General features: G+C 74.8%; 18 protein-coding genes and 1 pseudogene. 10 read left to right on the forward strand and 9 right to left on the reverse strand.

Annotated features, from left to right (window positions below):
• Positions 1-5: 5 nt before the first annotated feature.
• Genes A6V29_RS16760 through A6V29_RS16770 form a run of 4 tightly spaced genes read right to left on the reverse strand, consistent with a single transcriptional unit; the run spans position 6 to position 4,046 of the window.
• Positions 6-1,127, reverse strand: coding sequence for an FtsX-like permease family protein (locus A6V29_RS16760; protein WP_170977918.1), 1,122 nt, complete (start codon positions 1,125-1,127; stop codon positions 6-8).
• Positions 1,061-2,647: an ABC transporter permease family protein gene (locus A6V29_RS21060; protein ID WP_170977919.1), complete on the reverse strand. Its 1,587-nt coding sequence runs from the start codon at positions 2,645-2,647 to the stop codon at positions 1,061-1,063. The genes A6V29_RS16760 and A6V29_RS21060 overlap by 67 nt, the downstream gene beginning before the upstream one ends.
• Positions 2,644-3,327: an ABC transporter ATP-binding protein gene (locus tag A6V29_RS16765; protein ID WP_212719511.1), complete on the reverse strand. Its 684-nt coding sequence runs from the start codon at positions 3,325-3,327 to the stop codon at positions 2,644-2,646. The genes A6V29_RS21060 and A6V29_RS16765 overlap by 4 nt, the downstream gene beginning before the upstream one ends.
• Positions 3,324-4,046, reverse strand: coding sequence for an ABC transporter ATP-binding protein (locus A6V29_RS16770; RefSeq protein ID WP_249933303.1), 723 nt, complete (start codon positions 4,044-4,046; stop codon positions 3,324-3,326). The genes A6V29_RS16765 and A6V29_RS16770 overlap by 4 nt, the downstream gene beginning before the upstream one ends.
• 155 nt (positions 4,047-4,201) lie before the next feature.
• On the opposite strand from A6V29_RS16770, the gene A6V29_RS16775 reads away from it, so the two are divergent.
• Entirely contained in the window at positions 4,202-4,372 is a 171-nt protein-coding gene (locus tag A6V29_RS16775) for a CsbD family protein (protein ID WP_137161357.1), read from the forward strand.
• Between the two features lie 104 nt (positions 4,373-4,476).
• On the opposite strand, the gene A6V29_RS16780 is transcribed toward A6V29_RS16775, so the two are convergent.
• Both A6V29_RS16780 and A6V29_RS22000 read right to left on the reverse strand, forming a co-directional pair.
• Positions 4,477-5,361: an endonuclease domain-containing protein gene (locus A6V29_RS16780; protein WP_137161358.1), complete on the reverse strand. Its 885-nt coding sequence runs from the start codon at positions 5,359-5,361 to the stop codon at positions 4,477-4,479.
• Between the two features lie 97 nt (positions 5,362-5,458).
• Positions 5,459-6,217 carry a (deoxy)nucleoside triphosphate pyrophosphohydrolase gene (locus tag A6V29_RS22000; protein ID WP_137161359.1) on the reverse strand — a complete coding sequence of 253 codons (759 nt, stop codon included), beginning with the start codon at positions 6,215-6,217 and terminating at the stop codon, positions 5,459-5,461.
• 28 nt (positions 6,218-6,245) lie between these two features.
• Between A6V29_RS22000 and A6V29_RS16790 the strand changes: the two genes are divergently transcribed.
• From A6V29_RS16790 to A6V29_RS16815, 7 genes are all read left to right on the forward strand, one after another.
• The gene (locus A6V29_RS16790; RefSeq protein ID WP_137161360.1) at positions 6,246-6,728 is read left to right on the forward strand and encodes an RrF2 family transcriptional regulator; all 483 of its coding nucleotides are present in this window, start codon (positions 6,246-6,248) and stop codon (positions 6,726-6,728) included.
• Positions 6,729-6,759: 31 nt separating this feature from the next.
• On the forward strand, positions 6,760-7,293 hold the full coding sequence (gene cysC, locus A6V29_RS16795) for an adenylyl-sulfate kinase (RefSeq protein ID WP_137161361.1): 534 nt from the start codon (positions 6,760-6,762) through the stop codon (positions 7,291-7,293).
• Positions 7,294-7,347: 54 nt separating this feature from the next.
• Entirely contained in the window at positions 7,348-7,434 is an 87-nt protein-coding gene (locus tag A6V29_RS22230) for a putative leader peptide (protein WP_502700108.1), read from the forward strand.
• Between the two features lie 103 nt (positions 7,435-7,537).
• Positions 7,538-9,211 carry a nitrite/sulfite reductase gene (locus tag A6V29_RS16800; RefSeq protein WP_137161362.1) on the forward strand — a complete coding sequence of 558 codons (1,674 nt, stop codon included), beginning with the start codon at positions 7,538-7,540 and terminating at the stop codon, positions 9,209-9,211.
• Complete coding sequence (locus A6V29_RS16805) at positions 9,208-9,372, forward strand: Insertion element protein (protein WP_170977922.1); 165 nt, start codon at positions 9,208-9,210, stop codon at positions 9,370-9,372. Before A6V29_RS16800 ends, A6V29_RS16805 begins: the two co-directional genes overlap by 4 nt.
• On the forward strand, positions 9,369-10,079 hold the full coding sequence (locus A6V29_RS16810) for a phosphoadenylyl-sulfate reductase (RefSeq protein ID WP_137161363.1): 711 nt from the start codon (positions 9,369-9,371) through the stop codon (positions 10,077-10,079). Before A6V29_RS16805 ends, A6V29_RS16810 begins: the two co-directional genes overlap by 4 nt.
• Before the next feature lie 14 nt (positions 10,080-10,093).
• Positions 10,094-10,387, forward strand: coding sequence for a 4a-hydroxytetrahydrobiopterin dehydratase (locus A6V29_RS16815; protein WP_137161364.1), 294 nt, complete (start codon positions 10,094-10,096; stop codon positions 10,385-10,387).
• A gap of 51 nt (positions 10,388-10,438) precedes the next feature.
• On the opposite strand, the gene A6V29_RS16820 is transcribed toward A6V29_RS16815, so the two are convergent.
• The 3 genes from A6V29_RS16820 to A6V29_RS16830 are packed head-to-tail and all read right to left on the reverse strand — an operon-like array spanning position 10,439 to position 12,156.
• Entirely contained in the window at positions 10,439-10,831 is a 393-nt protein-coding gene (locus A6V29_RS16820) for a DUF3037 domain-containing protein (RefSeq protein ID WP_137161365.1), read from the reverse strand.
• Positions 10,828-11,673 (reverse strand): HipA family kinase, encoded by an 846-nt coding sequence (locus A6V29_RS16825; protein ID WP_137161366.1) that lies wholly within the window; start codon positions 11,671-11,673, stop codon positions 10,828-10,830. The genes A6V29_RS16820 and A6V29_RS16825 overlap by 4 nt, the downstream gene beginning before the upstream one ends.
• A gap of 12 nt (positions 11,674-11,685) precedes the next feature.
• On the reverse strand, positions 11,686-12,156 hold the full coding sequence (locus tag A6V29_RS16830) for an SAM-dependent methyltransferase (protein WP_137161367.1): 471 nt from the start codon (positions 12,154-12,156) through the stop codon (positions 11,686-11,688).
• 41 nt (positions 12,157-12,197) lie between these two features.
• Between A6V29_RS16830 and A6V29_RS16835 the strand changes: the two genes are divergently transcribed.
• Together A6V29_RS16835 and A6V29_RS16840 are read left to right on the forward strand one after the other, a co-directional pair.
• Positions 12,198-12,743: a DUF1990 domain-containing protein gene (locus tag A6V29_RS16835; RefSeq protein ID WP_137161368.1), complete on the forward strand. Its 546-nt coding sequence runs from the start codon at positions 12,198-12,200 to the stop codon at positions 12,741-12,743.
• A gap of 155 nt (positions 12,744-12,898) precedes the next feature.
• A pseudogene (locus tag A6V29_RS16840) lies at positions 12,899-13,349 on the forward strand (hypothetical protein); the annotation flags it as partial.

Below are 13,349 nucleotides of genomic sequence, written 5' to 3' on the forward strand. Positions count from 1 at the left end.
CCTGCTCAGGCCTCCTCGCGCAGCACCGCGGAGGGATCCGCGCGGTCGGCCGCCGCCTGGGCGTAGCGCGCGGTCAGCACGGCGACCAGCAGCGCCACCGCCACGGTGAGCCCGATCGCCGTCCACGGCACGTCGAGCAACGGCGTCGGCGGGCGCAGCAGGTCGACGTCGAGCCTCCGGTACACGAGCGCCACGGCGCCGACGGCCAGCAGCGCGCCGAGCACCAGGCCCGCGCCGGCCACCGCGCCGAGCTCGACGACGAGCGAGGCCAGGTGCGACCGCCGGGAGAGCCCGAGCCGGCGCGCCATGACGTAGCCCGCGACCCGGCTGCGGCTGCGGCTCTCCAGGTGCAGCAGCAGCCCCGCCGCGGCGATCACCCCGACGAAGACGGCCAGCGCGGAGAGGTACCCGAAGGTCCAGGAGATCCCGAGGAAGTTCGCCGTGGTGAGGACGTCGGCGGGCTCCAGCGTGCGGGCGAGCCGCCCGCCGGCCTCGGTGAGCGCCTCGACGGCGGGGCCGGCCGGCCCGTCGGTCCACAGCTCGGAGCGCCGGTCCGCGCCGGCCGACGACGGGACGTCGGGCAGCCGGTCGGCCGCGACCAGCACCACCGGCTGCGCCAGGCGGCGGCCGGGCAGGACCCGCGCGGTGCCGGCCACCTCCGCCTCGACCGGCAGGGTGCCCAGCCGCAGGTCGACCGGACCTCGGGGCAGGCCGGTCGCGACCACGGGGAGCCGGCCGCCGTCGGCCGGGCCGGTCAGCCGGGTGACCAGGTCGTCGAGCGGGACGTCGGCGAAGCTGTCGTCCCAGAAGGCGGTGCCGGCGAACGTGGCCGGGTCGACGGCCAGCACCTGGACGTCGGTGCGGGAGTCGTCGAGCTCGACGGTGCCTTCGTACCTGTCCAGCACCGTGCCGACGGCGTCCGTGCCCGCGGTCGGCGTCACCCGGTCGATCGAGACGAGGGCGCGCTCGGCCCCGATCTGGACGCCGACCTTCGCCGCGAGCGTGGTCTCCGACGAGGCGGCCAGGGTCGCCGTGTAGCCGAGGACGGCGACCGGCACCGTCACCGCGACGAGCAGGGCGGCCGCCGCTCCCGGCGCGGCGGCCAGCCGGTTGACCGCCAGGAACACCGACGGTCGACGCCGGCCGGCCCACCTGCGCAGCGGCGGCAGCACCCTCGTGCCGAGCCGGGCCGCCAGCAGCGCCGTCCCGACGATCCCCAGGATCGGGAACGCGACGAGCAGGCCGTTGACCTGCGCGACCCCGCCCTCCAGCACGATCGCGTCGCGGCTCTCCAGCAGCAGCCAGCACAGCCCCGCGGCGACGACCAACGCCAGCTCCCACGGGACGGTGGCGAGGCGACGCGCGCCGACCCGAGCGGGCGCTCGACGGTTCCCCGGGCGCGCAGCCCGGCCGCCACGGCGGCGCCTCCCAGCCCCGCCAGGAAGGCGCCGGCCCCGGCCAGCACCGCCACGACGACGGCCGCGCGGTCGAGGTCGTCGGCCGGGCCCAGGGCGCCCACCAGCACCCGCGCGGTCAGCCAGCCGGCTGCTGCACCGAGCAGGGCCGGCAGGAACAGCTCGAGGGCCGCCTTGCCGCCCAGCGCCGCCGGACCGGCGCCGCGGGCGGCGAGCAGCCGCACCTCGGCGCTGCGCCGGTCGGCCCAGAAGCCGCCGGACGCGGCCACGAGCAGCAGCGCCAGCACGCCGGCCGCCGCGGCCACGGCCACCACCGGCCCGCGCAACCCCGCCTCGATCAGCTCGGCCCGCTCCACCGCCCGGTCCAGCCGCTCGTTCCAGCCGCTGCCGACCAGGGCCGTGCCCTCGCCGTCGGTGAGCTCGCCGGCCGCCGCGCGTTGCTCGGCGACCAGGTCCCGCGCCTCGTCGACGGAGAGCTCGTCGAGTCGGGTGGGCACCTGCTCGGTCGTCTGCAGCAGGCCGGCCGCGCTGCTGAGGACGAGGAGCGTCTCCTGGTCGGCCGCGAGCAGCAGGGCCGGCGGGGGGACGTTCGCGGAGGTCTCGTTCAGGTAGAGGTCGCCGTAGTCGCACCAGTACGGGCCGGGGTCGGTGTCGAACAGGTCGGTGTAGACGCCGGCCACCGGGACGCTCGTGTCCGCGATCGTGATCGCGTCCCCGACGGTGGCGTTCGCGGCCTCCGCGTAGGACGCGGGCAGCCACACCCCCGGCCCGGGGGCGGAGTCGACGACCTCCACGTGGTCGGTGGCCCCTGGCCGCCACACCAGGGTGGCCGGCTGCGACATCGGCGTCCCGGTGGTGTCGCGGACCGGCACCGCCGCCTGCGGGTTGCCGGCCGGGCCGATCGAGCTCAGCACGAGCAGCGCCCGCTCGGGGTCGCGGCCGCGGTCGGTCCAGACCTTCCGGTTGGCGTCCGCCTGCTCGGCGAGCCGCTCGGGCGCCGTCCCGGGTTCGAAGCGCACGGTGGCGGCGGTCGCCGGCTGCGCGGCCTCGGCGCACTGCGGGGCCAGCTGCGCCTGCAAGGCGGCCGAGCGGGCCGAGGACAGCAGCAGCGGCGCCGAGGCCAGGGCGCAGGCCAGCACCGCCGTCGTCACCAGGACCGCCACGACGGTGATCGGGGAGCCGAACGCCAGCAGCGGCGCGCGGCGCCAGGGGGCGAGCCGCCACGTCCTCATGCCGGCGCCCCCTCGCCGAGACGGCCGTCGCGCATCGACAGCACGCGGTCGGCCCGGTGCCAGGCCTGCTCGTCGTGGGTGGCCAGCAGCACCGCCGAGCCGCGTCCGGCCTGGGCGGCGATCGCCTCGAGCAGCGCGTCGGCGTGCCCGCGGTCCTGGTGGGCGGTCGGCTCGTCGGCCAGCAGGACGGCGGGATCGAGCACGAGCGCGCGGGCGACGGCGGCGCGCTGCTGCTCGCCGAGGGAGGTCTGGTGCGGGTAGCGCTCGGCGATCCGGGCCAGGCCGAGCTCCTCGAGCAGCTGCCGGCCGCGGGGTTCGGCCCCGGCGAGGTCCCTGGCGAGGCGGGCGGGCAGCAGCACGTTGTCGGCCAGCGACAGATCGGCGACCAGCCCGAGCGCCTGCGGCACCAGCGCGAGCTCCGGCCACGACAGCTCCGCGGGCGCCCGGCCGGCCAGCGGACCGGTGTAGGTCAGCGTGCCCGAGTCGGCGGTGTCCCAGCCGCACAGCACCGCCAGCAGCGTGCTCTTGCCCGAGCCCGACGGCCCGGCGAGCGCCACCACCTCCCCGCCGCCGACGGCGAGGTCCGCGCCGGCCAGCGCCGGGACGGTCTCGGCGCCGCGGGTGAACGTCCGGACCAGCCCGCGCGCGACGAAGCCGGGCCGGGTGTCGGCGCCGGTCACGCCACCACCCGGCCGTGGTCGAGGTGCACTGTCCCGTCGGCGACGGCCATGACCCGCGGGTCGTGGGAAGAGACGACGAAGGCGACGCCGGTGGCGGCCAGATCCGCCATCGCGGCGAGCACGCGCTCGGCGGCGGCGGTGTCGAGCTCGGCGGTGGGCTCGTCGGCGACGACCAGCGTCGGGGAGCCGATGACGCTGCAGGCCACGGCGAGGCGCTGCTGCTCGCCGCCGGAGAGCTCGGCGGGGCGGTGCGCGCCGCGGTGGCCCAGGCCCAGCCGGGTCAGCAGGTCCTCGATCTGCGCGTCGTCCACCGGCGCACCGCGCATGGCCGCGGCCAGCCGCACCTGCTCGGTGGCGCCCAGGTAGGGCAGCAGGTTGTCGCCCGGCCGCTGGAAGAGGTACGAGACGTGTCGCCGTCGCAACCCCCGCCGGGCCCGGGCGCGCAACCCGTCCACCCGCTGGTCCCCGACGTGCACGGCTCCCGAGTCGGGCCGGTCGACGCAGCCGAGCAACCGCAGCAGCGAGGACTTGCCCGCCCCCGACGGCCCCACCACCACCGTCACCCGGCCGCGGGGGATGCCGAGGGTGACCCGGCCCAGAGCGGTCACCGACTCGGTGGCCGTGCGGTAGGTCTTCACCACGTCGACGCAGCGGGCGGCCATGCCTTCCGAGGTGGGGCCCTCCGAGGCGGTGGTGCTCGGGTCGCTCCTGGGCTCCACCCGACCACCTCTCGCACCCCGGACCGGTTCCGGCCCTCGCCCTCGCGTCCGGCGCAGACCCTAGGACCGGCCGGCCGCCGCGCAGCGCAGCGCTCGCTCAGGTGTGTCATCCCGCCGGCCCCGGGGTAGTGCGGGTCGGGACGAAAGGAGCTCAGATGAGCGGCGAGGACAAGACGAACAACAAGCTGGAAGAGCTCGGCGGCAAGGCCAAGGAAGCGCTGGGCAACGCGACGAACGACAAGGACCTGCAGGCGGCCGGTCAGAAGGACCAGACCAAGAGCAACCTGAAGCAGGCCGGCGAGAAGGTCAAGGACGCCTTCAAGTAGGCGCTCCCACCCCTCGACCGCGGGGGGCCGCACCCACCGGGTGCGGCCCCCCGCTGCTTTTCCGCGGAAAAGCCGTCTGCTTCTCCGCGGAAAAGCAGGGTGGCTCAGTTCGCGACAGCGGACTCACGGAGCGCCTCAGCGATACGGGCGACGACCTCGGTCAGATTCCGCAGGTCCGCAGCCGAGAGCCGGATGACGCGCCAGCCCGCTGCGACGACCGCGTCCAGCCGGGCGTCGTCCTTCACGATCTGCAACTCGTCGAAGTGGTGCTCTCCCTCGTACTCGACGATCAGCCGCTGCTCGGGCCAGGCCAGATCGACCCGCGCCAACCAGCGTCCGCCGTCGTGCACCTGGTACTGCGGGATCGGTGCCGGCAGCCCAGCGAGAGCGCAGGCGACCCGCACCCACGACTCCGGTGGCGACTCGCTCCGGCCGTCCACCATTCCGAGAGCCCGTCGCGCCCGCGCCGAACGCCACGACGCGAGTGGTCGCTCGATCATCGCCTGCAGTCGGCCGGCGTCGATCAGCCCGGCCCGGACCATGGCATCCAGCACCCCGACGGCGGTGGCCGTGGTCTCGAGCGTGGCGACGTCCCATGCCGTCCGCGCCGCGGTCGCGTGTCGGATGCCCCACTCGTCCAGCGCGACGTCGGCCGGCGAGAAATCCGTCGTGTGCACCCGGACCCCGACCGGGCCCGTCCACTTCGTGCCGGGCGGAACGAGCACCGTGACCGGATCCCCGTAGCTCGGTGCTGGGGCACCCAGTAGCGCCGCGGCCGAGCGTCCACCGAGTACTGCTTCGCTCGGCATGAGCAGCGCCGCCGCCCGACAGCGCAACAGATGGTCTCGGTCCAGCGACGAGTCCGCGTACACCCCGTGGAGCACGCGGACGTACGGGCCGTTCTGCAGCTGATGGCGGGTCAGCACTCCCTCGGAAACGGCGTGGGAGCCGATGAACACCCCGTGGAGCCCCTGGGACCGGAGATACATCCGCGCATGATCGCGGCCGGGGGCGCCCCGCCGCTCCCGTCGTCCACAGCCCCTGCTTTTCCGCGGAAAAGCGGGCTGCTTTTCCGCGGCAAAGCAGTCAGGGCGGGGTGAGGTGGGTGCGGAGGGCGGGGAGCAGGGGGCGGTCGGCGGCGATCCAGTCGAGGTCGTCGAGCTCGTCGCGGCCCACCCACCGCAACGCGGCGTGCTCGTGCGCCACGGGCGTGCCGGACTCGACCCGGCCCACCCACACCCGCATCGTGGAGGCCCCGGGAGCCCCACCCCCGACCGGCCCGTCGAGCACGACCTCGCCCAGGAACTCCTCCGGGACGACGACGACGCCCAGCTCCTCGGCGCACTCGCGGACCAGCGCTTCCAGCTCCGACTCCCCCGGCTCGACCTTGCCGCCCGGAAACTCCCAGCACCCGTCGTAGGAGCCACCGGACCGTTGCGCCACCAGCACCCGGTCCCCCTCGACCAGCGCCGCACCCACCACCCGCACGACGCCCCGCGCCCGGGCCTGCGCCGCCGCCGCGTAGACGTCCAGGTGCGCCCGCATCGCCCGCGCCAGCCGGCGCCGCACCGCCAGGTCGGCCAGCACCCCGAGCGGCCCCGGCAGACCGGTGCTCCCCTCGATCAGCTCCTCGACCCGCGTGCCCTCGGCGGTCGCGGTGAACCAGCGGGTGTGCGTGACCCGCCCGCGGCCCCGCAGGCCCTCGACCGAATGGACGTCGGACCACGGCCGCACCGACTCGATCTCCCGCGTCGGCCGCGGCCACGGGCGGCCCAGGGCCCGGCCGACGTCGAACGCCACGGTGAGCGGCGCCTCCACCGTCGTGGTGAAACGCAACCGGATCACGCCGACCACTGTCGCAGACCACGGCAGGATGGCCGTCGTGCGCATCAATGCCCGGGTCGACTACGCCGTCCGAGCCGTTCTCGAGCTCGCCGCGGCCGCGCCGGACTCGAGGACCGCCGACGCGATCGCCACCGCCCAGGGCATTCCTGCCCGGTTCCTCCAGGCGATCCTCACCGACCTCCAGCGCGCCCGACTGGTCACCAGCCAGCGCGGCCGGGACGGCGGCTACCGCCTGGCGCTGCCGGCCTCGGAGATCTCGATCGCACGGGTCATGCGGGTGGAGCAGGGCTTCCTCGCCGAGGTCCACGGCCAGCGGCCCGAGGAGGTCTCCTACCCCGGCGCCGCCGCCGACCTCGCGAAGGTGTGGGTGGCCGCGCGCGAGGCCTACCGGCGGGTGCTCGAGGGCGTCACCGTCGCGGACGTGGTCAGCGGCGACCTGCCGCCGCACGCAGCCGAGCTCGTGGCCATCGACGAGGCGTGGCGCTCGTTCAGCGACTCCTCCGACGGCTGACCCTCGGAACGGGTGCGCGACACTGGCCGCCATGTCCGCAGCTCCGCGCCCCGGTGTCACCGTCTTCCTCACCGGCCTGTCCGGCGCCGGGAAGTCCACGATCGCCGACGCGCTCGTCGCCGACCTGGAGGCCGAGGGGCGGCCGGTCACGGTCCTGGACGGCGACGTCGTCCGCACCCACCTGTCCAGCGAGCTGACGTTCTCCCGCGAGCACCGCGACCTCAACATCCGCCGCATCGGGTGGGTCGCCGGCGAGGTGGTGAAGCACGGCGGCACCGTCGTCGTCGCCGCGATCGCCCCGTACGAGGAGGCGCGCGAGCAGGCGCGGAAGCTGGTCGAGCAGCACGGCCGGTTCGTGCTCGTCCACCTCTCCACCCCGTTGGCGGTCTGCGAGGAGCGGGACGTCAAGGGGCTCTACGCGAAGGCCAGGGCCGGGGAGATCCCCGAGTTCACCGGCGTGAGCGACCCCTACGAGCCGCCGGTCGCCCCCGAGCTGGTCATCGACACCTCGGTCACGCCGCTGGCGGAGTCGGTCGCCCGCATCCGCGCCGCCATGGCGGCCTGAGCGGTTACCCGCATCACACCACCAAGCCGATCGGGATATGGCACCATCGTCGCCATGACCAGCCGTGGCGTGCTCCTCGTCGCGCGCCTGCACATCGATCTCGCGCGCGTCTCCAGCGCCACCTGTTCCGCCTCGCGCTGACCCAGGTCCCTCCCGCGCACACCTGCGCATCGAACCGGCAGCGCCCTCCCGATCCGCGGCCGGCTGCCGTGACGGGTGCAGGCGCAGGAAGAAGTACCGAGACGTGACCACCCCCACCCGTACGAGCAACCGCCCCAAGCGCGGCGAGGGCCAGTGGGCCCTGGGCTACCGGGAGCCGCTCAACCCCAACGAGCGGATGAAGAAGGACTCCGACGGGCTGGAGGTGCAGCAGCGGATCCTCGACATCTACTCGAAGACCGGCTTCGACGGCATCGACCCCGGTGACCTGCGCGGCCGGATGCGCTGGATGGGCCTCTACACCCAGCGCGCCCAGGGCATCCCCGGCGGCAAGACCGCCGTGCTGGAGCCCGAGGAGCTCGAGGACTCCTACTTCATGATGCGCGTCCGCATCGACGGCGGTCAGCTCTCCAGCGACGCGCTGCGGATCATCGGCGGCATCAGCACCGAGTTCGGCCGGGACATCGCCGACGTCACCGACCGGCAGAACGTCCAGTACCACTGGATCCGCATCGAGGACGTCCCGGAGATCTGGCGGCGCCTCGAGTCGGTGGACCTGTCCACGATGGAGGCCTGCGGCGACGTGCCGCGCGTGATGCTGGGCTGCCCGCTGGCCGGCGTCCTCGAGGACGAGGTCATCGACGCGACCGACGTCATCGCCGAGACCGTCGCCAAGTACGTCGGCAACCCCGAGTTCAGCAACCTGCCCCGCAAGTGGAAGTCGTCGATGTCCGGGTGCGTCGACCACTGCACCGAGCCCGAGATCGACGACGTCTCGTTCGTCGGCGTCGTGAACGAGGCGGGCGAGGCCGGCTACGACCTGTGGGTCGGCGGCGGGCTGTCCACCAACCCGCGGTTCGCCGAGCGGCTCGGCGTCTTCGTCCGCCCCGACCAGGTGACCGACGTCTGGGCGGCGACGACGGCCGTCTTCCGCGACTACGGCTACCGCAGGCAGCGCAACCGCGCCCGCATCAAGTTCCTCATGGCCGACTGGGGTCCGGAGAAGTTCCGCCAGGTGCTGCAGGACGAGTACCTGCACGAGCAGCTCCCCGACGGCCCGGCGCCGGCGCCCGCCAAGCACGACCAGCGCGACCACGTCGGCGTCAGCCGGCAGAAGGACGGCGCCAACGCCGTCGGGTTCGCGCTGCGCACCGGCCGGATCAGCGGCTCGCTGCTCACCACGATCGCCGACCTCGCCGACGAGTACGGGCAGGGCCGGATCAGGACGACGACGCAGCAGAAGCTGATCATCCTCGACGTCCCGGACGAGAAGGTCGAGGCGCTCGTCGAGGCGCTCGCCGCGCACGACCTGCAGGTGCGCCCCAGCGCCTTCCGTCGCGGCACCATGGCCTGCACCGGCCTGGAGTTCTGCAAGCTGGCGATCGTCGAGACCAAGCAGCACGCGCAGGACCTCTACGCGGAGCTGGAGAAGCGGCTGCCGGAGTTCGACACCCCGATCGGCATCAACGTCAACGGCTGCCCGAACAGCTGCGCCCGCTTCCAGACCGCCGACATCGGGTTCAAGGGCTCGATGGTCAAGGACGCCGACGGCGAGATGGTCGAGGGCTTCCAGGTGCACCTCGGCGGCCACCTCGGCGTGGAGGCGACCTTCGGCCGCAAGTTCCGCGGGCACAAGGTGACCAAGGCCGAGACCGCCGACTACTGCGAGCGGGTGCTCCGCGGTTTCCTGGAGCGGCGGACGCCGGGCGAGTCCTTCGCCCACTACGTCTCCCGCGCCGAGGAGGCCTGGCTGCTGTGACCGAGGAGACCGGCGCGGGCCGGACCCGGCAGCTGCCGGTGTTCCACTGCCCGTACTGCGGGGACGAGGACCTGACCCCGCACGACGACGGCGGCTGGCGCTGCAGCGCCTGCCTGCGGGCGTTCGCCGTCCGGCTGATCGCCACGGGGGTGCAGCGGTGACGACGGCGGTCGGCGCGACCCCCGAGCTCGCCGCCGAGGCCGACGCCCGCTTCGGCTCGATCGCCGACCCGGTGGAGCAGGCGCTCGCCGTCCTGCGCTGGGCCGGCGAGACGTTCGGCGCGCAGTTCGCCATCACGTCGTCCATGGCCGACGGCCTGCTGTCCCACCTGGCCTCGCGGGTCATCCCCGGCGTCAACGTGGTCTTCCTCGACACCGGCTACCACTTCGCCGAGACGATCGGCACCCGCGACTGGATCAGCAGCGTCCTGCCGATCACGCTGCACAACGTCACCCCGCCCCAGACCGTCGCCGAGCAGGACCTGTCCTTCGGCGCGAAGCTGCACGACCGCGACCCCGACCTGTGCTGCGAGCTGCGCAAGGTGAAGCCGCTGGCCGAGGCCCTCGCCGGGTTCACCGCGTGGGGGTCCGGGGTGCGCCGCGACGAGTCGCCGACCCGCGCGGACACGAAGCTGGTCGACTGGGACGCCAAGCGGGGCATGGTCAAGGTCAACCCGCTGGCGGCCTGGACCCAGGACGTCGTCGACGGGTACCTCGCCGAGCACCGGATCCCGGTGAACCCGCTGTTCGAGCTCGGCTACGGCTCGATCGGCTGCGCGCCGTGCACGCGGCCGGTCGCCCCGGGCGAGGACCCGCGCGCCGGCCGCTGGGCCGGCTCGACCAAGACCGAGTGCGGCCTGCACACCTGAGCCACACTGAGGCCGTGCCTCGCCCTCCGCGCCTCTCGCCTGACGCCGTCGCCGATGCCCTGACCGGCCTGCCGCTGTGGTCCGGCGGTGCGGACGGGCTCCGGCGCACCGTGGAGCTGCCCGGCTTCCGCGACGCCGTCGCCGCGATCGTGGCGATCGCCGACGTCGCCGAGGAGCTGGACCACCACCCCGACGTCGACCTCAGGTACCGGACGCTGCACCTGGCGCTGGTGAGCCACTCCGAGGGCGGCGTGACCGAGCTCGACCTCGAGCTGGCCCGCCGCATCGACGCCCTCCTCCCCACCTGACCCCTGCTTTTCCGCGGAAAAGCAGCCCGCTTTACCGCGGAAAAGCAGAGGTCAGGCGGAGACGGGGAGGACGAGGAGGCGGAAGAGGCGGTCGGTCTCGGCGTCGGGGTCCTCGGTCAGCCCGGTGTGCACGGGCCCCGGCTGGACGACGGTGCTGCGCGGCGCGGTCAGCCACCGGAACCGCGATCCCAGCGCCTCGCGACCCGCCGCACCGGCGCCCGGCTCGGCGGCGGACACGTCGGCGGCCGCCTGCAGCGCCCGCTCGATCGCGGCTGCGTCGGCGGTGGGGTCGAGCGCCCGCAGCCGCTCGGGATCGAGGTGGATCCGCGACCCGAGGTAGTCGCGCTGGCGGCAGTAGAGCAGGACGCCGGCGTTGAGGAACTCCCCGCGCTCGACGCGCGGCACGACCCGCAGGACGGCGTACTCGAACGTGTCCCGGCTCATCGCTGCGTCATCCCCTCGGGCGGTGGCGGGCCCAGCCAGGACGGCCGGTTCTCGCCCCGCGGCGCGCGGCGGCGGCCCGCTCCCCCGGCCTCCGCCGCGGCGACCAGGCCGGGCACCCAGGCGTCCCGCGCGTCGAGCCGAGCCAGCAGCTGCTCGACGTACCGGGCGCGCAGCTCGTCGGGCGGCTCGCCCTCCAGCCACTCGTCCGGCACCAGCGTCAGCACCCGGTCGAGCAGCTCCCGGGTGACCAGCGGCGCCAGTGCGGCGTCCGCGGCCGGCACGTCGGGCCCGCACTCGACCAGCGCGTGCGTGGACGCGTCGTAGGGCCGGGCCACCGCCGCGGCCGCGCCCGGCCAGTGGTGGTGGAAGGTCAGCGCGGCGCCGTGGTCGATCAGCTGCAGCCGGCCGTGCCAGAACAGCATGTTCGGGTTGCGCCACGACCGGTCGACGTTCCCGATCAGCGCGTCGAACCACAGCACGCGACCGGCCAGCCCGCCGTCGACGCCGTCGGCACCGGCCTCGAAGTCCAGCGCGCCCGGCAGGTAGTCCATGCCGAGGTTCAGGCCGGCCGAGCGCTGCAGCAGGTCCTGCACCTCGAAGTCCGGCTCCCCCACCGCGAGCTCGGGGGCGACGTGGACGGTGACCAGCGTGGGCACCGGCAGCTCCAGCGCCCGCGCCAGCTCGCCGCAGATCACCTCGGCGACCAGCACGTTCACGCCCTGCCCGGCGGCCCGCCACTTGACGACGTAGGTGCCCAGGTCGTCGGCCTCCATGAGCCCCGGCAGCGAGCCACCTTCGCGCAGCGGGGTGACGTAGCGGGTGGCGGTGACGGAGGCGAGCACAGTGCGGCGACCCTACCGGGGCGGGTCGCCCCAGTAGCCGGACATCAGCTCGTGCGACCAGGCAGGTTGCCGGACCTCGCCCCGTGGCCCGAACTCCGCCAGGTACGGCTTGACGTCGAGCACCGGTGTCCCGTCGATGGCGTCCAGCGCCTGCACGGTGAAGGTCAGCCCGTCGACGGCGAGCAGCCGGCACACGGTCACCCCGATCCGGTTCGGTCGGGCCTTGCCCCGCTGGGCGAAGATGCCGACCCGCGGCCAGGCGGGGTTGCCCCGCGGATGGCGGGCTCCGGTCTGCACCGTGGCGGCATCGACCCGGTCGAAGACGTAGACCACCTCGACGTGGGAGAACTCCTCCAGGCCGAGCAGCGCCTCGGGGCCGAAACGGTCGGCGTCCAGGGTGATCGTCGAGGTCACCGATCCCCAGTCGTCGTCCAGGGGCTCGGTCCGCGCGGCGGTGACCCAGCCGATCGGGGTGACGTCCATGGCGGCAGCCTGGCACGCCGCGGTGGGCGAGACTGGCTGCCGTGGGCATCCTGCGCAGGACCGATCCGGCGGCGCTGGCCGACGCCCCGCTCACCTACGCCGAGGTGGGTGGCACCGGGGCGGCCGAGTTGCCCGCCGGGTACCACCACGCCGTCCACTCGGCCGTCGTCGGATCCGGACAGGACGCCTTCGAGCGCGCGGCGGACGCCGTCCTCGACTGGGGACAGCAGCGGGGCACCGGCCTCCGCGTGCGGGCGACGGGTCCGGCCGGGCGCCCGGGCACCGTCGTCGTCCTCACCGCCGGGCTGCCCCGCCTGGGCTACGACATCCCCTGCCGGGTGGTGTGGGCCTCGACGGACGGCGACGAGCGCGGGTCCGCCTACGGCACGCTGCCCGGCCACCCGGAGAGCGGCGAGGAGCGGTTCACCGTGCGGCTCACCCCGGACGACGACGTGGTGTACGAGATCCGCGTCTTCTTCCGGCTCGCCTCGACGGCCGCCCGGCTGGCCGGGCCGCTGAGCCTGGTGCTGCAACGGCTGGCGACCAGGCGCTACGTCGCCGCGATCCGCCGGGCGGCGCAGGCCTGATCCGCGCCACCCGGCGCACAGTTCCCGTTCCGCTGGGTGGCGCCCCGCCGTGGCCCGAGCCTCTCCAGGAGCTGCCGCGCAGGGAACTCCCCGCCTCGTGACCTGCTCGGACAGGGTGCCCGCGACAGCGACCAGCGGCCCCACGGGGAGGCGCCATGACCCACCGGAGAGGACGACTGCGGCAGCCGACACCTGTCCAGTGGCTGGAACTGCCGCACTGGCGCAGACCGATCGACGTGCTGATGGGCCTCGTGGTCACCGCCTCGATCGGCTGGCTGACCCTGGTGGCGATCCCCGCGGCCACCAGCGGGGAGGCCGCCGCCGGCCAGGCGCGGGAGACCGTCGCCGCGGACCGGGGGCCGGCCGCGTCCGACGACCTGGTCATGGGTCCGTTCGCACCTGCCGCCCCGACGACCCCGCCGCGGACCGCTCCCCCGCCCGCTCCCGTCGTCGCGCCGCTGGCCGAGGCGGCGCCGCCGCCCGCCGTCGCCACCCCCGTCCGGTCGACGGCACGACCGGCTCCCCGGTCGACGGCACGACCGGCCGCGCGGACGACACCCCGGCCCCGGGCGGCCGCCACCACGCCTCCCCCGCTGCCGGCCGCGG

Source organism: Blastococcus sp. CCUG 61487, from assembly GCF_005222955.1.
GTDB lineage: Bacteria > Actinomycetota > Actinomycetes > Mycobacteriales > Geodermatophilaceae > Blastococcus.